The 19,826-nt window shown below is 72.1% G+C and carries 20 protein-coding genes; 10 read left to right on the top strand and 10 right to left on the bottom strand.

The features are described from left to right. Nucleotides 1–19: 19 nt before the first annotated feature. The 3 genes from AB0C16_RS00545 to AB0C16_RS00555 form a co-directional block, all read right to left on the bottom strand. Nucleotides 20–202 carry a PspC domain-containing protein gene (locus AB0C16_RS00545; protein ID WP_357677306.1) on the bottom strand — a complete coding sequence of 61 codons (183 nt, stop codon included), beginning with the start codon at nucleotides 200–202 and terminating at the stop codon, nucleotides 20–22. 61 nt (nucleotides 203–263) lie between these two features. Beyond that, a complete protein-coding gene (locus tag AB0C16_RS00550; RefSeq protein ID WP_357677308.1) occupies nucleotides 264–770 on the bottom strand; it encodes an HAD domain-containing protein in 507 nt (168 codons plus the stop codon). Further along, nucleotides 767–1,687 (bottom strand): AraC family transcriptional regulator, encoded by a 921-nt coding sequence (locus AB0C16_RS00555; protein ID WP_357677310.1) that lies wholly within the window; start codon nucleotides 1,685–1,687, stop codon nucleotides 767–769. Before AB0C16_RS00555 ends, AB0C16_RS00550 begins: the two co-directional genes overlap by 4 nt. A 74-nt stretch (nucleotides 1,688–1,761) precedes the next feature. Here AB0C16_RS00555 and AB0C16_RS00560 point away from each other — a divergent pair, with 74 nt between their 5' ends. Both AB0C16_RS00560 and AB0C16_RS00565 read left to right on the top strand, forming a co-directional pair. Then, the gene (locus tag AB0C16_RS00560; RefSeq protein WP_357677312.1) at nucleotides 1,762–2,604 is read left to right on the top strand and encodes an NAD(P)H-binding protein; all 843 of its coding nucleotides are present in this window, start codon (nucleotides 1,762–1,764) and stop codon (nucleotides 2,602–2,604) included. A gap of 91 nt (nucleotides 2,605–2,695) precedes the next feature. Beyond that, nucleotides 2,696–3,526, top strand: a complete 831-nt coding sequence (locus AB0C16_RS00565; protein WP_357677314.1) for an undecaprenyl-diphosphate phosphatase — start codon at nucleotides 2,696–2,698, stop codon at nucleotides 3,524–3,526. A gap of 11 nt (nucleotides 3,527–3,537) precedes the next feature. Here the strand turns inward: AB0C16_RS00565 and AB0C16_RS00570 are convergent, their stop codons facing one another. Further along, nucleotides 3,538–4,695: an MFS transporter gene (locus AB0C16_RS00570; protein ID WP_357677316.1), complete on the bottom strand. Its 1,158-nt coding sequence runs from the start codon at nucleotides 4,693–4,695 to the stop codon at nucleotides 3,538–3,540. Nucleotides 4,696–4,784: 89 nt separating this feature from the next. Between AB0C16_RS00570 and AB0C16_RS00575 the strand changes: the two genes are divergently transcribed. The 6 genes from AB0C16_RS00575 (at nucleotide 4,785) to AB0C16_RS00600 (ending at nucleotide 11,040) form a co-directional block, all read left to right on the top strand. Beyond that, the gene (locus tag AB0C16_RS00575; RefSeq protein ID WP_357677318.1) at nucleotides 4,785–5,102 is read left to right on the top strand and encodes a metalloregulator ArsR/SmtB family transcription factor; all 318 of its coding nucleotides are present in this window, start codon (nucleotides 4,785–4,787) and stop codon (nucleotides 5,100–5,102) included. Continuing rightward, a complete protein-coding gene (locus AB0C16_RS00580; protein ID WP_357677320.1) occupies nucleotides 5,089–7,650 on the top strand; it encodes an ATP-dependent helicase C-terminal domain-containing protein in 2,562 nt (853 codons plus the stop codon). Before AB0C16_RS00575 ends, AB0C16_RS00580 begins: the two co-directional genes overlap by 14 nt. A 50-nt stretch (nucleotides 7,651–7,700) precedes the next feature. Then, the gene (locus AB0C16_RS00585) at nucleotides 7,701–8,390 is read left to right on the top strand and encodes a hypothetical protein (RefSeq protein ID WP_357677322.1); all 690 of its coding nucleotides are present in this window, start codon (nucleotides 7,701–7,703) and stop codon (nucleotides 8,388–8,390) included. A gap of 151 nt (nucleotides 8,391–8,541) precedes the next feature. Then, nucleotides 8,542–9,372, top strand: a complete 831-nt coding sequence (locus AB0C16_RS00590) for an SPFH domain-containing protein (protein ID WP_357677324.1) — start codon at nucleotides 8,542–8,544, stop codon at nucleotides 9,370–9,372. Beyond that, on the top strand, nucleotides 9,365–9,577 hold the full coding sequence (locus AB0C16_RS00595) for a hypothetical protein (protein ID WP_357677325.1): 213 nt from the start codon (nucleotides 9,365–9,367) through the stop codon (nucleotides 9,575–9,577). The genes AB0C16_RS00590 and AB0C16_RS00595 overlap by 8 nt, the downstream gene beginning before the upstream one ends. Nucleotides 9,578–9,597: 20 nt before the next feature. Then, a complete protein-coding gene (locus AB0C16_RS00600; protein ID WP_357677327.1) occupies nucleotides 9,598–11,040 on the top strand; it encodes an amidase family protein in 1,443 nt (480 codons plus the stop codon). Between the two features lie 112 nt (nucleotides 11,041–11,152). On the opposite strand, the gene AB0C16_RS00605 is transcribed toward AB0C16_RS00600, so the two are convergent. The 4 genes from AB0C16_RS00605 to deoC are packed head-to-tail and all read right to left on the bottom strand — an operon-like array spanning nucleotide 11,153 to nucleotide 14,540. Further along, entirely contained in the window at nucleotides 11,153–11,998 is an 846-nt protein-coding gene (locus tag AB0C16_RS00605) for an aldehyde dehydrogenase family protein (protein ID WP_357677329.1), read from the bottom strand. Continuing rightward, nucleotides 11,991–12,188, bottom strand: coding sequence for a hypothetical protein (locus AB0C16_RS00610; protein ID WP_357677331.1), 198 nt, complete (start codon nucleotides 12,186–12,188; stop codon nucleotides 11,991–11,993). Before AB0C16_RS00610 ends, AB0C16_RS00605 begins: the two co-directional genes overlap by 8 nt. After that, nucleotides 12,178–13,602, bottom strand: coding sequence for an aldehyde dehydrogenase family protein (locus AB0C16_RS00615; RefSeq protein ID WP_357677706.1), 1,425 nt, complete (start codon nucleotides 13,600–13,602; stop codon nucleotides 12,178–12,180). The genes AB0C16_RS00610 and AB0C16_RS00615 overlap by 11 nt, the downstream gene beginning before the upstream one ends. A gap of 8 nt (nucleotides 13,603–13,610) precedes the next feature. Continuing rightward, entirely contained in the window at nucleotides 13,611–14,540 is a 930-nt protein-coding gene (gene deoC / locus AB0C16_RS00620) for a deoxyribose-phosphate aldolase (RefSeq protein WP_357677333.1), read from the bottom strand. A gap of 308 nt (nucleotides 14,541–14,848) precedes the next feature. Between deoC and AB0C16_RS00625 the strand changes: the two genes are divergently transcribed. Both AB0C16_RS00625 and AB0C16_RS00630 read left to right on the top strand, forming a co-directional pair. After that, complete coding sequence (locus tag AB0C16_RS00625; protein ID WP_357677335.1) at nucleotides 14,849–14,995, top strand: hypothetical protein; 147 nt, start codon at nucleotides 14,849–14,851, stop codon at nucleotides 14,993–14,995. A 110-nt stretch (nucleotides 14,996–15,105) separates the two neighbouring features. Beyond that, nucleotides 15,106–17,961: an AAA family ATPase gene (locus tag AB0C16_RS00630; RefSeq protein WP_357677337.1), complete on the top strand. Its 2,856-nt coding sequence runs from the start codon at nucleotides 15,106–15,108 to the stop codon at nucleotides 17,959–17,961. 6 nt (nucleotides 17,962–17,967) lie between these two features. On the opposite strand, the gene AB0C16_RS00635 is transcribed toward AB0C16_RS00630, so the two are convergent. Next, nucleotides 17,968–18,534: a TMEM165/GDT1 family protein gene (locus tag AB0C16_RS00635; RefSeq protein ID WP_357677339.1), complete on the bottom strand. Its 567-nt coding sequence runs from the start codon at nucleotides 18,532–18,534 to the stop codon at nucleotides 17,968–17,970. A 221-nt stretch (nucleotides 18,535–18,755) separates the two neighbouring features. Then, nucleotides 18,756–19,793, bottom strand: coding sequence for a UDP-N-acetylmuramate dehydrogenase (locus AB0C16_RS00640; RefSeq protein WP_357677341.1), 1,038 nt, complete (start codon nucleotides 19,791–19,793; stop codon nucleotides 18,756–18,758). Nucleotides 19,794–19,826: the final 33 nt, after the last annotated feature.

Raw genomic sequence — 19,826 nt, forward strand, 5'->3', positions numbered from 1 at the left:
GTTCGAGGATAGAACGCGTTTAGTACTTCTCCGGCTCCTCGGGGACGAGGACCCACATGACGACGTAGACGACCCACATCGGGCCCGGGAACAGGGAGAGGATCAGCCAGAGGATCCGGACGAGGGTCGGCGGCAGGCCCATCTTGTCGGCGAGGCCGCCGCAGACGCCGGCCAGGATCCTGTGCTTGCGAGAGCGGTACATCATTTCCTCCGTGTGGTTCGCGCCTACCTGAACAACGGGTGGGCCGCCCACACCTATCCCGCTAGGAACCCTGAGAAAACCCCGATAGGGTCAGCCAGTCGCGGGCCGCCGCGAGGTGTTGGCTGGTCAGACCGCGATTGGGCTCGACGGGGACGAGCAGGAAATCACCGAGACCCTGACGGTCCCTCAGGTACTTCTCGTCCTCCCAGCGCACCTGGTCGTCGAACCAGACGAACGGCCGGTCCCCGACGTACGCCCCCACGTGCCGGGTCTTGAACATCTCGCCCACCTCGCTGTCGCGGCCGGGCCCCATGGGCACGACCGGGAGCTCCGGCAGGCCGACACGGGGCGCGATCCACTCGTTGGCGTGATGCTCCCAGGTGGTGGCCCAGGCCAGCTCGGCACCCGTGAGCAGGGCGAGCTCCAGCAGCCTGGTGCCATGCCTGGAGTTGAGGTGGACGGTGTAGACGACGCCGTCGACCGTGCACCTGTAGCGCCTGAAGTCAGGACCGGGCGACCCGAAGGGGTTGAGCACCCCGTCGACGTCTACCAGCAGCAACGGCTTCACCTGTCGGCTCCCGCCCGGTGCTCCTGCGGGCTGATCCCGCGCACCCTCTTGAAGGCGGCACTGAGCGCGAACGGGCTGCCATAACCCACCTTCCTGGCCACCGAGCCTATCGTGGCGCCCGGCTCGCGCAGCAGGTCGGCGGCCAGTGCCAGCCGCCAGTCGGTGAGGAACGCCATCGGCGGCTCGCCCACCAGCTCGGTGAAGCGCCGGGCCAGCGAGGCCCGCGAGACGCCCACCTCGGTGGCCAGCGTGGCGACCGTCCACGGGTGAGCGGGATTGTTGTGCAGCATCCGCATGGCCCTGCCCACCACCGGGTCGCCCATCGCGTGATACCAGCCGGGCGCCTCGCGGGAGGCGAACCACGACCGGAGCACGGTGATGAGCAGCAGGTCGAGCAGCCTGTCGAGGACCGCCTCCTGCCCCGGCTCGTCCCTGACCACCTCGGCGCCGAGCAGCGAGATGACCGGGCCGCCCGGCTCGACCAGCAGCGCCGGCAGGGCCTCCAGCAGCCGCCGGGTGATCTCCCCTTCGAGTTGGTAGGTGCCGGTGATCATCACCGTGCCGCCGTCGGAGGAGTTGCCCCAGGTGCGTACGCCGAGGTCCATCGCCTGGTACAGCGACTCGCCGTCGAGCGTGGTGCAGCGCTCGCCGGGGTGGATGACGATCTGCGGCGGGGTGGCGGGGTCGTCGGCGACGATGTACGGCTCGGGCCCACGCATGATCGCGACGTCGCCCTCGCCGACGCGCACCGGGTCACCGGAGCCGGGCGTCACCCAGGCGACCCCCCGGGTCATCGCCACCAGGGTCAGCGGAGCCTCGTCCTGGATCCGCAGCGACCAGGGCGGATCCATGATCGAACGCAGCAGGAAGGCGCCGCGGGCTCGGGGGCCGTCGAGGAGTGCCGCCAACCGGTCCATGGGTTAGACGATCGCATATGGCATTGCGCTTCTCAACGATGGATAGTCTCACAGCCTTCCGGCTTACTGGGTGCATGACAACTTTGGTGCTGGGCGGCACGGGCAAGACCGGCCGCCGTGTGACTGACCGGCTCACCGCTCTCGGCCTGCCCGTACGGGTGGGTTCGCGCTCCGCCGAGCCGCCCTTCGACTGGGCCGACCGTGACGGCTGGGCGGCCGTCCTGCGCGACGTCGACGCGGTCTACCTGACCTACTATCCCGACCTCGCCTTCCCCGGCGCGCTTGACGACATCCGGGCGTTCACCTCGCTCGCCGTCCGGAGCGGGGTCAGACGGCTGGTCCTGCTCTCCGGCCGGGGCGAGCCGCTGGCCGAGGCCGCCGAGCGGGTCGTCCGGGAGTCGGGGGCCGAGTGGACGATCGTCCGGTGCGGCTGGTTCATGCAGAACTTCAGCGAGGGCTACCTGCTGGAGCCGGTGCTCGACGGCGTCATCGCGCTGCCCGCCGGCGACGTGGCCGAGCCGTTCGTGGACGTGGACGACATCGCGGACGTCGCCGTGGCCGCGCTCATCGGGCCGGAGCACGCGAGCCGGCTCTACGACCTGACCGGACCGCGGCTGATGACGTTCGCCGACGTGGCGGACGAGCTGTCGAAGGCGACCGGCAGGCAGATCGCCTACCTGCCGGTGACGGCCGGGGAGTACGCGGCGGCGGCGGCCGAGCACGGCGTGCCCGAGGCCGAGATCGGCCTGCTGACCGCGCTCTTCACCGAGATCCTCGACGGCCGCAACGCCTACGTGGCCGACGGCGTGCGCGAAGCGCTCGGCCGCCCCGCCCGGGACTTCGCCGACTACGCCCGCGACGCCGCAGGGGCCTGGACCGTGGCCGCACGCGACGCGTCAGGCGGCGACCGCGCCTAGCGATGCCCGGCTGTCTCCTCCGCGTTCACTTGTCGGTTCCCTGATTCCGCTAGCCTCACCTCATCACTCCGGGCTCGTGGAAGGTGCGTTCGTGATCGGCTGGTTCGAAGCGGTGATCCTGGGGCTCATCCAGGGGCTCACGGAGTTCCTGCCGATCTCCTCCAGCGCCCACATCCGGGTCGTCTCGGCGTTCTTCGGCTGGCAGGATCCCGGCGCCGCCTTCACGGCGGTCATCCAGCTCGGCACCGAGACGGCCGTGCTGATCTACTTCCGCCGCGAGATCTGGGAGATCCTCTCCACCTGGACCCGCTCCCTGTGGACTCCCGCGCTGCGCTCCCACCATGCGGCCCGCATGGGCTGGTACGTCATCGTCGGCAGCCTGCCCATCGGCGTCCTCGGTCTGGTGTTCAAGGACCAGATCGAGGGCGTCTTTCGCGACCTGCGCCTGGTCGGCACCACGCTCGTGGTGTTCGCCCTGATCCTCTGGTTCGCCGACCGCAGGGCCCGCGACACGTTCACGCTGGAGAAACACCTCGGCTTCACCCACGCCATCGCGTACGGCTTCGCGCAGTCGCTCGCCCTCATCCCCGGCGTCTCCCGCTCGGGCGGCACCATCACGGCCGGCCTGCTGCTCGGCTACCGTCGGCAGGACGCGGCCAGATACTCGTTCCTGCTGGCCATCCCCGCCGTGCTGCTGTCGGGCATGCTGGAGCTCAGCCAGATCGGTGAGGGCCCGGCCCCGGCGTGGGGCCCGACCATCGTGGCCACGGTCATCTCGTTCGTCGTGGGCTACGCGGCCGTCGCCTGGTTCCTGAAATACATCAGCAGCCACCGGTTCACCGGCTTCGTCTTCTACCGCATCGCCCTGGGCCTGTTCGTCATCCTCGCGGTCACCCTGGGCTGGATCCCGGCCCAGGGCTGACGCGGGCGCCGCTACCCGGTCGGCGACGGGGCCGGGACCGCTCGTGCGAGCGCTGCCTCCCGCCGGTAGGTCGCCAGCGTGAAGAGCAGCGCGACCAGGCAGAACCCGGTGGCCAGCGCGATCACGCCCGCGCTGCCGTACCAGTCGAGCGCCACGCCTCCGGCGACGCCCGCCACGAACAGCCCGACGTACTGCGCGGAGGAGAGCAGCCCGAGCCCGACGGGCACGTTGCCGGGCACCGCCGCGACGGTTCGATACTGCTGGGCCGGGGCGATCAGCCAGCCGAGGACACCCCACAGGAACGCCCACACCAGCCCGACGGGCAGCGCCAAATTCGCGACGGGGATCAGCGCCGTGGCCATGGTGCCCGCGGCCAGCCCGATCAGCACCATCCGCCGCGGCCCGAACCTGTCGGTGAGCCTCCCGCCCAGTTGGTTGCCCACGACGCCGCCCAGCCCCCAGGCCCACAGGACGGCGGCCAGCGGCAGGTCGAGCAGCGATCCGAGGTAGGTGTAGGCGGTGAAGGCGCCGGCGAACATCAGCAGCTGCGTGGCCAGCACCACCAGCACCTTCCGGTCCCGCAGCGGCGCGAACCGCTCGCCGAGCCGGGCCGTCGTGACGACCGTGACGTCGGGCACCACGGCCGCGACACCCACGAAGCCCAGCACGCCGAGCCCGGCCACCAGCCAGAGCGTGGCCCGCCAGCCCGACACGTCGCCCAGCCAGGTGCCGAGCGGCACGCCGATCGCGGACGAGACGGCCAGTCCGCCCATCACCAGGGCCAGCGCGCGTCCCCGGCGCTCGGGCGGGCTCAGCGCGGTCGCCACGCCGGACGCCGTCGGCGTGAACATCGCCGCCCCCGCCGCCGCGATCACTCGCGTGGCCAGGACCAGGGGGTACGTGGGCGCGAGCGCGGACAGGACGTTGCCCAGCACGAAGACCGCGAGCGCGATCAGCAGCAGCCTCCTGCGCGGCAGGCGCGCGGTCAGCGCGGCCAGCAACGGCGACAGCACCGCGTACGCCAGGGCGAAGACGGTCATCAACTGACCCGCGGCCGGCAGCGAGATGCCGAGATCGCCGGAGATCGGCAAGAGGAGTCCGGCGGTGACGAACATGCCGGTGCCAATGGCGAAATTTCCTACCGCGAGCGGATAGAGCCGGGGATTCACGTGGCCTCCGGAGGATAAAGTTGGACAGGCATCAAACTGACGTATAGTTGGATGTATGTCAAACAGTTAGACGGAGGTATCGTCGAGCCATGCGCCTGCTCCCGCATCCGGCCACGGAAGACATCCAGCTCACCGAGGTGCTCAAGGCGCTGTCCGATCCCGTACGCCTGCTGATCGTCGGCAGGCTGGCCGCGCACGGCGAGATGACCTGCTCCACCGCGGGCGACGATCTGGGCGTCCACAAGTCGACGGCCTCCCACCACTACCGCATGCTCCGGGACGCCGGAGTGATCATGTCCAGGCAGGAGGGCCGGAAGAAATACATCAGCCTGCGCCACGACGACCTCGACGCCCGCTTCCCCGGCCTGCTCGACTCGGTGCTGACCGCGGCGCATGAGCCCGTCTGACCGCCTGCCCATCCACGACGTCCTGCCGCTGCTGCTCGCCGAGCTCGACCGGCACGGCACGGCGGTGCTGACCGCCCCGCCGGGCACGGGCAAGACGACGGTCGTGCCGCTCGCGCTGGCCGAGGCGGGCCTGCGGGTGCTGGTCGCCGAGCCGCGGCGGCTGGCCGTGCGGGCCGCGGCCAAGCGGATGGGCGTCGGCTACACGATCAGGGGCGAGCGCCGGGTGGGCGCCAACCCCATGGTCGAGGTCGTCACGACCGGTGTCCTGCTCCAGCGCCTGCAGCGGGATCCGGAGCTGGCCGGAGTGGACGTGGTGCTGCTGGACGAATGCCACGAACGCCACCTCGACGCCGACACCGCGCTCGCGTTCCTGCTCGACGTCCGCGACACGCTCCGCCCCGACCTGCGCCTGCTCGCCACCTCGGCCACCGCCGACGCTCTCCCCTGGGCCCGCCTCCTCGCCACCTCACCCGGAACCACCTCACCCGGAGCCACCACACCCGGAGCCACCTCACCCGGGGCCGCGCCCGGAACCACCTCGCCCGAGGCCACCTCACCCGCGTCCGCGTCCGCGCCCGCAGCCGCCTCGCCCGTGCCCGAGGCCGGGATGGCGCCGATCGTCAGGGCGACGGGGGCGACGCATCCCGTCGAGATCGTGTGGGCGCCGCCGGCCCGGCCGGTCGCGCCTCCGCACGGGCTGCGCGTCGATCCCGCGCTGCTGTCCCACGTCGCCCATGTGGTGCGGCGGGCGCTGGCCGAACGACAGGGCGACGTGCTGTGCTTCCTGCCCGGCGTCGGAGAGATCGCCAGGGTGGCCGCGATGCTCGGCGACGTCGAGGTCCTCCAGGTGCACGGCCAGGCCCCGGCCCGCGTCCAGGACGCCGTGCTGTCTCCCGGCTCGGCCCGCCGGGTGGTGCTGGCCACGTCGGTGGCCGAGTCGAGCCTGACCGTGCCCGGCGTCCGGGTGGTCGTCGACTCGGGGCTGGCCAGGGAGCCGCGCACCGACCACGCCCGCGGGCTCGGCTCGCTCACCACGGTCCGCGTCTCCAGGGCGTCGGCCGCCCAGCGCGCCGGGCGGGCCGGCCGCGAGGCGCCGGGAACCGTCTACCGCTGCTGGCCGGAGGCCGAGCACGAGCGGCTGGCCGAGCACGCGCGGCCGGAGATCGCGCTCGCCGACCTGACCGGGTTCGCGCTCCAGGCGGCCTGCTGGGGCGTCCCCGACGCCACCGGCCTCGCCCTGCTCGACCCACCCCCGGCCGCCGCCCTTTCCGCCGCCACCCGCACCCTGCACGCCCTCGGCGCCCTGGAGCTCACTCCCGCCGGAGGTGCCCGCGTCACCGGGCGCGGCCGGCGCATGGCCCGGGCCGGGGTCCATCCCCGCCTGGCCAGGGCGCTCATCGACGCCGGGCCGCGCGCCGCCGACGTGGTCGCGCTGCTGTCCGAGCCCCTGCCCCGCGAGGCCGGCGACGACCTCGTCGAGATCTGGCGCGCGGCCCGCCGGGGCACCGACGGCTTCGCCGCCCGCTGGCGCCGGGAGGCCGGCCGGCTGCGCCGCGCGACGCCGCAAGGCGAGCGAACCGGGGCGGGGAACGAGGGGCTGAGTGATGACGCGCTGGCCGGGCTGGTCGTGGCGCTGGCGTTTCCCGAGCGGGTGGCGCGCAGGCGCGGCGGCGGCTACCTGATGGCGTCGGGCACCGAGGCGCAGCCGGCCGAAGGGTCGCGGCTGGGGTCGGCGCGATGGCTGGCCGTCGCGGTCGCCGACCGGCCAGCGGGCTCGGCGTCGGCTCGCGTCAGGCAGGCCGTGGTGATCGACGAGGAGACCGCGCGGCAGGTCGTCCCCGTCACCACCGAGGAGGAGGTCGCCTGGCGGACCCCGCCGGGCGAGCGGCGCGGCGACGTCTCGGCCCGCGTGGTGGAGCGGCTCGGCGCGATCGAGCTGTCGTCCGTCCCGCTGAAGGACGCCGACGTCCGCGCGGCCGTCCTGACCGGCCTGCGCACCGAGAACGTGCTGACCTGGACGAAGGAGGCGCTGGCCGTCAAGGATCGACTGGCGTTCTGCCACCGCGCGCTCGGAGATCCCTGGCCTCCGATGGACGACCTGGTCGAGCTGGCCGACCGGTGGCTCGAACCCGAGTTGTCCAGGGCGCGCCGCCGGGCCGACCTGGAACGCGTCGACGTGGCCTCGGCGCTGCGGCGGCTGGTGCCGTGGAGCGAGCGTCTGGAGGAGGTGGCGCCGGAGCGGGTCGAGGTACCGACCGGTTCACGGATCCGCGTCGACTACTCGGGCGAGCAGCCGGTGCTGGCGGTGAAGCTGCAGGAGTTGTTCGGCTGGGACGAGGCGCCGCGGATCGCGGGGGTGCCGCTGCTGGTCCACCTGCTCTCCCCGGCGGGCCGTCCGGTGGCGGTCACGGCCGACCTGGCGTCGTTCTGGCGCGACGGCTACCGGTCCGTCCGGGCGGAGCTGCGCGGCCGCTACCCCAGGCATCCCTGGCCGGAGGATCCCCTCACCGCCGCACCGACCCGGCGCGCGAAACGGGCGCTACCCTGAGGGCCGTCAGGCTGGGGCCCCACCACCGTGCTGACACTGAAACGGACCGCATGACCGTCATCGAGGCCGCACTCAACAACGCCGAATGGTGCGAGGCGGTGTGCCGGACGCACGGGATCGCGGGCGACTTCGGCCCGCGTGCCTGGACCAGCCCGGCCAGGACCCCGCTCTACTACCCGGACGCCGTCACCCTCTCCCCCGACGCCACGCCCGGCGACGTGCTCGACGCCATCGACCGGGGCCCCGGCGCGTCGGTGAAGGACGGCTTCGCCACGCTCGACCTGCGGCCGGCTGGGTTCGAGGTGCTGTTCGAGGCGCAGTGGATCCACCGTCCCGCTCCCCGGCGGAAGGCAGGAGAGCGGGACGGAGAGGGCGTCACCTGGGAGGTGGTCCGCGACCCGGCCGCGCTCGCCGATTGGGAGCGGGCCTGCTTCCCGGGCGAGGATCACGCCCTGTTCCGGCCCGCCCTGCCGGCCCGGCAGGACATCGCCGTGCTGGCCGGCAGGCTCGGCGGTGAGCTGGTGTGCGGCTCGGTGCTCAACCAGAGCGGCCGCGTCGCCGGCGTCTCCAACGTGTTCGCCCAAGGCTGCGCGGAGGACACCGCCTGGGCCGGCACGGTCGCCATGGCCGCCGAGCTGTTCCCGGGTCGCGCGCTGGTCGGCTACGAGGGGGACGTGACGGCCGCCGGCAGGCAGGGCTTCGTCCCGATCGGCCCGCTCCGGGTGTGGCTGAAGAACTGATCGCCCGGAGCACGTCGTCCACCGTCGTACTCTCCGGCAATCCCTTGCTCGCCCACGCCGGGCGCCGGCGGATGGCGAAGGAAATTCCGTTCGCACCGGAGAAACTTGGCGAGCTATCATGGTGATATCACCCCGATAGCAAGGAGTTGCGATGGAACGACGTGCTTTCCGACTGAACGGGTTCCTGGTCCTGCTCGTCCTGCTGGTGCTGGGCGGCGCCGTGGCCGCGATCTGGCTGGAGGTCCTCGGCATCGCGTGGGGCGTGCTCGTCGCGCTGGTCGCCAGCGGGTTCACGGTGGTCAACCCGAACGAGGCGAAGGTGGTGCAGTTCCTCGGCCGTTACGTGGGGTCGATCTCCGACGCGGGCTTCCAGTGGGTGCTGCCCTTCACCACCAAGCGCAAGGTCACGCTGCGTGTCCGCAACTTCGAGACGACCAAGCTCAAGGTCAACGACGCCGACGGCAGCCCGGTCGAGATCGCCGCGGTGGTCGTCTACAAGGTGACCGACACGGCCAAGGCCGCGTTCGCGGTCGACGACTACGAGCAGTACATCGCGATCCAGTCGGAGGCGGCGGTCCGCCACCTGGCCACCACCCACCCCTACGACTCCCACGACTCCGAGCGCACCAGCCTGCGTGACGGCGCCGAGGTGGCGACCGAGCTGACCACCGAGCTGCGCGACCGCACCGAGCTGGCCGGGATCGAGGTGATCGAGGCCCGCATCACGCACCTGGCCTACGCGCCGGAGATCGCCCAGGCCATGCTGGTCCGCCAGCAGGCCGGCCAGATCGTGGCCGCGCGCACGCGGATCGTCGAGGGCGCGGTGGGCATGGTGCAGCTGGCGCTCGACCGGCTGGCCGCCGAAGGCGTCGTCGAGCTGGACGAGGAGCGCAAGGCGCAGATGGTGTCCAACCTCCTGGTCGTGCTGTGCGGTGACCGGGCGACCCAGCCGGTGGTGAACACCGGCAGTCTCTATGCCTGAGCGCGAAGACGAGCCGGCGGAGCCCGAGTCGCCTGCGGCGGGGCCGCCGGCTCGCAAGAAGCTGCTGCTGCGGCTGGATCCGGCCGTCTACGACGCGATCGCCAAGTGGGCGGCCGACGACCTGCGCAGCGTCAACGCGCAGATCGAGTACGCGCTCCGGCTCTCGTTGAAGCAGGCCGGACGGGATCCTCGCAACCAACGGTGAAAACCTGCACACTTCTAGGCATGTTGTGGGCAGGCAGGTCCGCTGTCGAGATCGCGACGGCCGTGCGGCAGGGAGAGGTCGCGGCCGTCACCGTCGTCGAGGAGCATCTAGGGGCCATCGCCGAGCGCGATCCACGGGTGGGCGCGTTCCGCCTGGTCAGGGAGCGGGCCGTGGCCGAGGCGCGGGCCCTGGGCGAACGTCGTGACCTGGCGGACCTGCCGCTCGCCGGGGTGCCCGTGGCGGTCAAGGACAACCTGGAGGTCGCGGGCGAGGCCACACGCGGCGGCTCCGCGGTCACGGCCGACACTCCCGCGCCGCGCGACCACGAGACGGTCGCCCGGCTGCGCGCGGCCGGCGCCGTGGTGATCGGCCTGACCAACCTGCCCGAGCTGGGGCTCGTCGCCTTCGGCGACAGCGCGTACGGCACCGTGCGCAACCCCTGGAGCCCGTCCCGCACGGCGGGCGGCTCGTCGGCGGGCAGCGCCGCGGCCGTGGCGGCGGGCATGGTGCCGCTCGCGCTCGGCAACGACGGCATGGGCTCGCTGCGCATCCCGGCGGCCTGCTGCGGCGTGTTCGCCATCAAGCCGGGAACTGGCCTGGTCCCGCCCCCGTCGAACGACTGGCACGGCCTCACCGAGAACGGCCCGCTGGCCGCCCGCGTCGCCGATCTCGCGCTGATGCTCTCGGTGCTCGCGGCCGACCCGACACTGGCCGAGGCGTGGCGCGGCGGCGCGCGGGTCGAGCCGGCGCCGCGGATGCTCCGGTCGGTCTGGGCCGACGACGACGAGATGTGGGAGCCCCAGCGGCCGCCGTCCGGTCCCGAGCCGTTCGACCTGCGGGTGGCCTATTCCCCGCAGCCGCTTCCCGCCGGGCTGCCGATGGACGCGGAGTTCCAGTCCGCCGTACGCGCCGCCGCCGAGACGCTGCGGATCGCCGGGCACACGGTGGTCGAGCGCAACCGCAGGCTGCCGTTCTGGCTGGGCCCCGCCACGGTCGCCACCTGGCTCGCGCGGGCCTCGGAGGCGGCCGACGGGCTCGACCGGGGCCGCCTCGAACGCCGCACGCGTGCCCTCGCCCGCGGCGGCCGCGTACTGGCCGCGTTGAGTCTCGACGGCGAGCGGAGCCGCGAACGCTGGCAGAGCTACGGTGCCGACCAGTGGTTCGGTGACGCCGACGTGCTCATCACGCCCGCCCTGGCCGCCATCCCGCCGAGGGCCGACCGCTGGGGCCGGCGCGGCCTCACGCGCAACCTGCTGGCCAACATCAGGTACGCCCCCGCCACCGGGCCGTGGAACATGTGCGGCTGGCCCGCGCTCGCGGTGCCGATCGCCACCCACTCCAGCGGGCTGCCGATCGGGGTGCAGCTCGTCGCCCCGCCCGGCGGCGAGCCGCATCTGCTGGGCCTGGCCGCCCAGCTGGAGACGGCCCACCCGCTCGTCCACCCGCCCGGTTTCTCCTACTGAGCCCGCCGGCCGTCGACGGCGGCGGGCGACGGCCGGGGTCCTGGGGGTGGACACCACACCCACCTTGAGTGGTGGGTGTGGCGCACCCCTGTCGCCGGCGGGAGATGAGACGTCAGACGCCCAGGGGGTGCCAGACGGTCTTGGTCTCCAGGAAGCGGGTCATACGGGTGAGGGCCGGATCATCGGCCCAGTCTTCAGAGGAGGGCCGCAGGACCCGCTTGAGGTTCTCGACCGCCGCCTGCTCGCACCTCAGCGCCAGGTCGGTGTCCTCGACGCCGGTCAGGTCGAGGCCGTTGACGTCCATGTGGGCCGCGAGCCAGGGCGCCAGCTCCTCCTGGTGACCGGTGAGGACGTTGACGACGCCGCCGGGCAGGTCGGAGGTGGCCAGCACCTCCGACAGGGTGATCGCCGCCAGGGGTGATCGTTCGGAGGCGATGACCACGCACGTGTTGCCCGTCACGATCACGGGCGCCACGACCGAGACCAACCCCAGCAGGGGGTCGGCAGGGGCGACGACGGCCACCACTCCGGTGGGTTCCGGCGAGGAGAGGTTGAAGTAGGGCCCCGCGACCGGGTTGGCGGTGCCGCGGACCGAAGCGATCTTGTCGGACCAGCCGGCGTACCAGACCAGGCGGTCGACGGTGGCGTCGACCGCCTCCAGCGCCGCCTTGCGGCCGGTGCCCAGCTCCTCGGCGAACTGGGCGCGGCGGCCCTCCAGCATCTCGGCGATCCGGTAGAGGATCTGCCCCCGGTTGTAGGCCGTGGCCCCGGACCAGCCGGGGAACGCCTTGCGGGCCGCCACCACCGCGTCGCGGGCGTCCTTGCGCGAGGCCCGCGAGGCGTTGGCGAGGAAGTCTCCCTTGGGCGAGGTCACGGTGTAGGACCTCCCACTCTCAGAGCGCGGGAAGGCCCCGCCGATGAACAGCTTGTAGGTCTTGCGAACGGCCAACCTACTCATCGCCGCGCCCCCTCCATGTGATCTCCTGCGACATCTGCACCGGCACGAACACCTGACCGCACCGGCTCACGCCGCAGCGGTGGGCATACCAGCCGGTGCGTACGGGCCGGCCCGCGCGGGCGAAGGCGTGGCCCCGGGTGGCCTGCTCGCGGCGGGTCCGGCGACGGCCCCGGCGATGGTCACACGTCAAGGTAGGCCTCCAACCCGAGCAGCCCGCCCTCGCGGCCGTACCCCGACTCCTTGTAGCCGCCGAACGGCGAGGTGGGGTCGAACCGGTTGAAGGTGTTGGCCCAGACGACTCCGGCCCGGAGCCGGTCGGCCATCCACAGGATGCGGGACCCCTTCTCGGTCCAGACCCCGGCGGACAGGCCGTACGGCGTGTTGTTGGCCTTCTCCACGGCCTCGGCCGGGGTGCGGAAGGTCAGCACCGACAGCACGGGCCCGAAGATCTCCTCGCGCGCGATGCGGTGCGACTGCGCCACCCCGGTGAACAGGGTCGGCGGGAACCAGTAGCCCCGGTCGGGCAGCTCGCAGGCGGGCGACCAGCGCTCGGCGCCCTCCTGCTCGCCGGCCTCGCTGAGCGTGCGGATCTTGGCCAGCTGCTCGGCCGAGTTGATCGCGCCGATGTCGGTGTTCTTGTCGAGCGGGTCGCCGAGCCGGAGTGTGCCGAGGCGGCGCTTCAGCGCGGTCAGCAGCTCCTCCTGGATCGACTCCTGCACCAGCAGCCGGGAGCCCGCGCAGCACACGTGCCCCTGGTTGAAGAAGATGCCGTTGACGATGCCCTCGACGGCCTGGTCGAGCGCGGCGTCCTCGAACACGATGTTCGCGGCCTTGCCGCCCAGCTCCAGGGTGAGCTTCTTGTCGGTGCCGGCCACCGTGCGGGCGATGACGCGGCCCACCTCGGTGGAGCCGGTGAAGGCCACCTTGTTGACGTCGGGGTGCGCGACCAGGGCGGCCCCGGTGTCACCGGCGCCCGTGACGATGTTGACGACGCCGGGCGGCAGGCCGGCCTGCACGCAGATCTCCGCGAACAGCAGCGCGGTCAGCGGTGTGGTCTCGGCCGGCTTGAGCACGACGGTGTTGCCGCAGGCCAGTGCCGGCGCGATCTTCCAGGCCAGCATGAGCAGCGGGAAGTTCCACGGGATGACCTGGCCGGCCACGCCGAGTGGCCGGGGATCGGCCCCGAACCCGGCGTGGCCCAGCTTGTCGGCCCAGCCCGCGTAGTAGAAGAAGTGGGCAGCGACCAGCGGCAGGTCGACGTCGCGCGACTCGCGGATGGGCTTGCCGTTGTCGAGGGTCTCGAGCACGGCCAGCTCGCGGGCCCGCTCCTGGATGACGCGGGCGATGCGGAACAGGTATTTGGCGCGTTCCGCCCCTGGCAGCGCGCTCCACCCGCCGAAGGCCTTCCTGGCCGCCTGGACCGCGCGGTCGACGTCGTCGGAGGAGGCCGTGGCGATCTCCGCCAGCGTCTCCTCCGTCGCGGGGTTCACGGTCTTGAAGAACGTCCCCGAGCCGTCCACGAACTCGCCGTCGATGAACAGCCCGTAGGACGGACTGAGGTCGACGATGTCGCGCGACTCGGGCGCCGGTGCGTATTCGAACATCGCCATGATCAGTCCAGGGTGAAGTAGTCGGGGCCCGCGTAACGGCCGGTGGCCAGCTTCTGGCGCTGCATCAGCAGGTCGTTGAGCACCGAGGACGCGCCCAGCCGGAACCAGTCGGGCGAGAGCCAGTCGTCGCCCGCGGTCTCGTTGACCAGGACCAGGTTCTTGATGGCGTCCTTGGTGGTGCGGATGCCGCCCGCCGGCTTCACCCCCACCTGCCTGCCCGTCTGGTCGCGGAAGTCGCGCACCGCCTCCAGCATGATCAGCGTCACCGGGGGCGTGGCCGCCGGGGAGACCTTGCCGGTGGAGGTCTTGATGAAGTCGGCGCCGGCCAGCATGGCCAGCCAGGACGCGCGCCGTACGTTGTCGTAGGTGGACAGCTCGCCGGTCTCCAGGATCACCTTCAGGTGAGCCTCGCCGCAGGCGGCCTTCACCGCGACGATCTCCTCGAAGACCTTCAGGTAGTCGCCGGACAGGAAGGCGCCGCGGTCGATCACCATGTCGATCTCGTCGGCGCCCGCGGCGACGGCGAGCGCGGTGTCGGTCACCTTCACCTCAAGAGAGGAACGCCCGCTGGGGAACGCGGTCGCGACCGAGGCCACCTTGACCCCCGAGCCGGCCACGGCCTCGGCGGCCACCGCCACCAGGTCGGGATAGACGCAGACGGCCGCCACGGTGGGGGCTCCGTCGCCCGGGTGCATGGCCTTGGCGCACATCGCCCGGACCTTGCCCCGGGTGTCGGCGCCTTCGAGCGTCGTGAGGTCGACCATGGAGATGGCCAGGTCGATGGCCTTGGCCTTGGCTGTCGTCTTGATGGAACGGGTGCCGAGCATCGCTGCCCGCTGGTCGGCGCCGACCCGGTCGACACCGGGCAGGCCGTGCAGGAGGGCTCGCAGCGTCGCGTTGGACGAGGCGACGTCCGCGAGCGAGGTAGTCACAGTTGACACCTCCACAGCATCGCCGACCAGGCGGGCTACCTCCAAACCGGATCTATCGCCGCCTGTCTCCTGTGGGGCTGACATGGGGTTGACATGGCCCCCCACGTGGACCGTCGCCTCGGGAAACGACGACGGTGGCCCCGGCCTGACGACCGGGGGCGAGTGACCTAAGGCGGCCGGGGTGGGGGGCCTAGGTATACCTCGGCCGATAGTCCGCCAGAGATAGGACATCCGCCCGATGTGGCGGGGTGGGCCTTAGGGGGAGTCTTAAGGGTGTCAGGAAGAAGCACGAAATTTCAGGAGACACCATGAATCCCGAGCTTGAGTACCAGCTCATGAAGAGCCAGGCGACCGAACTACGGGCGGCCGCCGCCCGGCACCGCCAGGTACGGGAGGCCCAGCGCGCCAACAAGGCCGAGCGCCGCTCGGTCTTCGGCAAGCGCCGCCAAGCATGACCCCCCCACGAGAGCCCGGCCGCATCCTCCCTCGCGGCCGGGCCTCTGTACCCCCGTAAGGCCCGAAAACCCGTCGAAAGCGCTATGTAAGGCATGACATGCTTGATGACATGCTGGGACGTTCGGTGAGTCCTGTCTTCGTCGGACGGGAAGAGCAGCTGGCGTCCCTCTCCGAGGTCTTCGACGAGGCCCGCAAGGGCGCCGCGACGGCCGTGTTGCTCGGCGGCGAGGCCGGGGTCGGCAAGACCCGGCTGGTCCAGAGGTTCGTCGAGCAGGCGGCCAGAGACGGCGCCCGGGTCCTGTACGGCGGCTGCGTGGAGCTTTCCACCGAGGGTCTGGCCTACGCGCCGTTCACCGCGGCGCTCAGGCAGCTGGTCAGAGAGCAGGGCCCCGGCCAGGTCGCCGCGCTGCTGCCGGAGGGCGCAGAGCGCGACCTGGCCAGGCTGCTGCCCGAGTTCGGCGAGCCGAGCGGCGACGGCGAGACCGACGCCGGCCGCGCCCGGCTCTTCGAGCAGTTCCTCACCCTCCTCGAACGGCTGGCCGACAACCGCCCCACGATCCTGCTGATCGAGGACATCCACTGGGCCGACCGGTCCAGCCGCGACCTCATCGCCTTCCTCAGCCGCAACCTGCGCACCCCGCAGGTGCTGATCGTCATGACCTACCGCTCCGACGACCTGCACCGGCAGCACCCCCTGCGGCCGGTGCTCGCCGAGCTGGGCCGGGTCGACGGCGTCTACCGGCTGGACCTGCCCCGCCTGACGAGGGACGAGGTGGCCCAGCAGATGGCCGGCATCCTCGGCAACGCCCCCGAATACCCCACGGTGCAGAAGGTCTACGACCGCAGCGAAGGCATCCCGCTGTTCGTCGAGGCGCTGCTCGACAGCGGCGCCGACAGCGTCGTCCCCCAGTCGATGCAGGACCTGATCCTCGGCGCGGTCGAGCGCCTGCCCGAGGAGACCCAGCGGGTGCTGCGCATGGCCGCCGCCGGCGGCACCCGGGTCGGCCACGCCCTGCTCGCCGCGGTGAGCGGCCTGTCCGACATCGAGCTGGAGACCGCGCTGCGCCCGGCCATCGCCGGCAACGTGCTGCAGATCGCCGACAACCGGGCCTACGTCTTCCGGCACGCCCTGATCCGCGAAGCCGTACACGAGGAGTTGCTGCCCGGCGAGCACCAGCGGCTGCACGCCCGCTACGCCGAGGAGATCTCCCGCGACCGCGCGCTCGTGCCGCCCGGCCGGGCCGCGGTCGAGCTGGCCCACCACTGGTACGGCGCGCGTGACGACCTCTGGGCCCTGGTCTCGGCCTGGGAGGCGGCGCGGAAGTCGTCCCGCGCGTTCGCGTACACCGAGGCGATCCCCCTGCTCGAACGCGTGCTCATGCTCTGGGACCGGGTGCCCGACGCGGCCGAGCGGATCGGCGCCGACCACACGGCGGTGCTCGAACGGGCCAGCGAGGCCGCGCAAGCCGGTGGTGAGCTCGACCGGGGCATCAAGTTCGTCAAGGCCGCCCTGTCCCAGCTGGACGAGACGCGCGAGCCGGACCGGGTCGCCAAGCTCATCGTGCGCTGGGCCGGCTTCAAGGTCGACAAGGGCAAGACCTGCGTCCTCGACGACCTGCGCCACGCCCTGCGGCTGGTGCCCGAGCCCACGCTCGACCGCGTCGAGGTGGTGATGACGATCAGCCGGCACCTCATGCTCAGCGGCGACCTCGACGAGGGCTTCGCGCTCGTCGAGGAAGGGCTCCGGCTGGCCAGGGAGCTCGGCGACAAGTGCCTCGAAGGCGACCTGCTGCTCAACCAGGCGCTCGGCCACTCGATCGCGGGAGAGACCGAGGCCACGCTCGCCACCAACATGGACGCTCTGGCACTGGGCCACCAGGAGGGCTCGGGCCGCCTGATCACCCGGGCGATCGGCAACAACATCGACGCGTTGAACGAACTCGGCCGCTGGCAGGAGGCCCTCGACCTGAGCGAGGAGGGCTGGCGGCTGTCCAAGAAGTACGGCCGGCTCCGGGTCAGCGGGCTGTTCGTGCTCAACAACCGGGCCGAGACCCTGGAGGCGATCGGCCGCTGGGACGAGGCCATCGAGACCGTCGAGCGGGCCCTCAATCTGGGGCCGACGCTGCGCAAGCGTCACCACCTGCTCCGCGTCCGCGCCGACGTCGCCCTGGGCAGGGGCGACCTGGCTCTGGTCGAGAGCATCCTGGCCGAAATCGGCGTGCTCAAGGAGCGGCCGGAGGACTTCGTCCAGGACATCACCAACAGCACCCGGCTGCGCATCGGCTGGCACCTGTCCAGGGGCGAGCCCGACCAGGCGCTGGCGGTGGCCGAGCGCGTCCTGGCCCGCCCGGCCCAGTCGCCCAAGGCCATGCTGGGCTGGCGGCTGCTGTCGTTGCTCAAGTCGGTCTGCGACGCGTCCGAGGGCACCGAGCCGGCCCGCGCCCGCACGGTCAGGAAGCAGGCGGCCGAGGTGGCGTCGAGGCTCAAGGTCAGCGGGCCGGTCGCCGAGGCGTACCGTCTGTCCTATTCGGGCGACTTCGACGCCGCTGCTGCCGCCTGGGAGCGGCTCAGCCGCCCGCACAACCAGGCCAAGGCGCTGCTGCGCGCCGCCGCGCTGTCGGCCCGCTCGGGCGACCGGGAGGGCGCCGCGTCCCGGCTCGCCGTAGCCGCCCCGCTGGCCGCGGCCCTGCGGGCGGCGCCGCTCATCGGCGAGATCGAGGCGCTCTCGCGCCGCGTCGGCGTCGGCTCGCACCAGCAGGAGGGCTCCGAGCTGCTCACTCCGCGGGAGCTGGAGGTGCTCCGCCTCGTGGCGCTCGGCCGCACCAACCGCGACATCGCCTCGGAGCTGTTCATCTCGGCCAAGACGGTCAGCGTGCACGTCTCGAACATCCTGGCCAAGCTGGGGGTCACCACCCGAGGTGAGGCGGCCGCGGCGGCACACCGGCTCTCGCTGCTGACGCGGTAGCCCGGGTCAGAGGATCGCGTCGGCCAGGAGCACGACGCCGAACACCGCGAACGCGGCGGCGGCCCCGTACCTGATGACCTTCTCCGGCAGGTGTTTGCCGAGCAGGCGGCCCACCAGGATGGCCAGCGCGTCGGCGGCGACCATGCCGACCGTCGAGCCGATCCAGGTGCCCAGCCAGCCGTGCTGCGTCGCCAGGGTGATCGTGGCGAGCATGGTCTTGTCGCCCAGCTCGCTCAGGAAGAACGCGACGGTCACGGCGATGACGGCGTTCCTGGTGGTGCGCTGGGCCTTGCTCGACTCCTCCTCGGTGAGCTCGTCACCGCGCAGCGTCCACAGGGCGAAACCGAGGAAGGCGAGACCCGCCACGACGGAGATGGCGGTGGTGGGGAGGGCGTCACCGATCAGGCCGCCGGCGGCGACGCTGACCAGGTGCACGGCGGTCGTCGCGATCGTGATGCCCGCCAGCACCGGCCAGATCTTGAAACGGGTCGCGAACGTCATCGCCATGAGCTGGCTCTTGTCACCGAGCTCGGCGACGAAGATGACGACGAGACTGATCCAGAACGCTTCCAACGGTCCTCTTCCGCGCGACCGGACCGCGGCGCCCGGGGAGATGTGCGGGCACGACTTCGGCCCGGCAGCGTCTTGTTCGCATGACTGCCAGGCCGAAGGTCTCGTCCGCCCGCGAAGGCCCGCGTGACCGGGCGCGGTGAGGCGCCAGCGTGTCGATCACGCGATTGGGACTACTCCCCTTCGGTGTTTCCGAACCACCTTAACAGCCCATTACCGGCGCTTTATTCCGCGAGCTCGCAGTTGACCAGCACCGGCTCGTTGACCAGCGTCACCCCGAACTTCTCGCGGACGCCGTCGCGCACCTCGGCGGCCAGCGCCAGCAGGTCGGCCGTGGTGGCCTGGCCGGACGGGTTGGTCAGGGCCAGCGTGTGCTTGGTCGAGATGCGGACCGGCCCGAGGGTGTAGCCCTTGGGGTAGCCGGCCTGCTCGATCAGCCAGGCCGCGGGCACCTTGACGGCTCCGTCGGGCAGGTCCCAGCGGGGGTGGCCGGGGGCACGGCTCTCCAGGTCGGCGGCCTCGGCCGGGCTCAGGATCGGGTTGGTGAAGAACGAGCCGGCGCTGCGGGTGTCGGGATCGCCGGGATCGAGCACCATGCCCTTGCCGCGTCGCAGCTCCAGCACCGCCGCGCGGGCCCGCTCCGACGAGACCCGCTCGCCCAGCTCGACGCCGAGCTTCCCGGCCAGCTCCTTGTACGCGATCGGCGTGGACGCCTGCGAGATGTCCAGCGCGTAGGTCACGGCGAGCACCACGTGGCGCGCGAGGTCACGCTTGAAGGCGCTGGTGCGGTAGGAGAACCCGCACTGCCGCGCCTCCAGGTCGACCACCTGCCGGGTCCTGCGGTCGTAGGCCCGGACGCACCTGATCGTCTGGGCCACCTCCTGGCCGTAGGCGCCGACGTTCTGGATCGGGGTCGACCCGACCAGCCCGGGGATGCCCGACATGCACTCGATGCCGGACCAGCCCTCCGCCACGGCGTGGGCGACCAGGGAGTCCCAATCTTCGCCCGCCTCGACCGTGACCAGCACCTGCTCGCCGTCTCGGGAGACCGACACGCCCTCGGTCGCGACCCGGACGACCACCCCGTCGAAACCCTCGTCGGCCACCACCAGGTTGCTGCCGCCGCCGAGCACCAGGGTCGGCTCGGCCCGCCGGTCGGCGTCGGCCACCAAAGAGACCAGTTGCTCCGCCGTGACGGCCTCGGCGAATCGGCGGGCGGGCCCGCCGAGGCCCAGCGTGGTATACGGCGCGAGGGTCTGCATGAGCCACAGCTTAGGAGATGCGCACCGCGCCCA

The organism is Nonomuraea sp. NPDC048916, from assembly GCF_040649575.1.
Taxonomy (GTDB): domain Bacteria; phylum Actinomycetota; class Actinomycetes; order Streptosporangiales; family Streptosporangiaceae; genus Nonomuraea.

What these genes read in the sequence shown, in the direction of transcription:
- AB0C16_RS00640 (WP_357677341.1), bottom strand. Translation starts at nt 19,793, where the DNA reads ATGCAGACCCTCGCGCCGTATACCACGCTGGGCCTCGGCGGGCCCGCC.
- AB0C16_RS00625 (WP_357677335.1), top strand. Translation starts at nt 14,849, where the DNA reads ATGAATCCCGAGCTTGAGTACCAGCTCATGAAGAGCCAGGCGACCGAA.
- AB0C16_RS00560 (WP_357677312.1), top strand. Translation starts at nt 1,762, where the DNA reads ATGACAACTTTGGTGCTGGGCGGCACGGGCAAGACCGGCCGCCGTGTG.
- AB0C16_RS00600 (WP_357677327.1), top strand. Translation starts at nt 9,598, where the DNA reads ATGTTGTGGGCAGGCAGGTCCGCTGTCGAGATCGCGACGGCCGTGCGG.
- AB0C16_RS00575 (WP_357677318.1), top strand. Translation starts at nt 4,785, where the DNA reads ATGCGCCTGCTCCCGCATCCGGCCACGGAAGACATCCAGCTCACCGAG.
- AB0C16_RS00615 (WP_357677706.1), bottom strand. Translation starts at nt 13,602, where the DNA reads ATGTTCGAATACGCACCGGCGCCCGAGTCGCGCGACATCGTCGACCTC.
- AB0C16_RS00580 (WP_357677320.1), top strand. Translation starts at nt 5,089, where the DNA reads ATGAGCCCGTCTGACCGCCTGCCCATCCACGACGTCCTGCCGCTGCTG.
- AB0C16_RS00605 (WP_357677329.1), bottom strand. Translation starts at nt 11,998, where the DNA reads ATGAGTAGGTTGGCCGTTCGCAAGACCTACAAGCTGTTCATCGGCGGG.
- AB0C16_RS00555 (WP_357677310.1), bottom strand. Translation starts at nt 1,687, where the DNA reads ATGGACCGGTTGGCGGCACTCCTCGACGGCCCCCGAGCCCGCGGCGCC.
- AB0C16_RS00595 (WP_357677325.1), top strand. Translation starts at nt 9,365, where the DNA reads ATGCCTGAGCGCGAAGACGAGCCGGCGGAGCCCGAGTCGCCTGCGGCG.
- AB0C16_RS00585 (WP_357677322.1), top strand. Translation starts at nt 7,701, where the DNA reads ATGACCGTCATCGAGGCCGCACTCAACAACGCCGAATGGTGCGAGGCG.
- AB0C16_RS00590 (WP_357677324.1), top strand. Translation starts at nt 8,542, where the DNA reads ATGGAACGACGTGCTTTCCGACTGAACGGGTTCCTGGTCCTGCTCGTC.
- AB0C16_RS00630 (WP_357677337.1), top strand. Translation starts at nt 15,106, where the DNA reads ATGCTGGGACGTTCGGTGAGTCCTGTCTTCGTCGGACGGGAAGAGCAG.
- AB0C16_RS00545 (WP_357677306.1), bottom strand. Translation starts at nt 202, where the DNA reads ATGTACCGCTCTCGCAAGCACAGGATCCTGGCCGGCGTCTGCGGCGGC.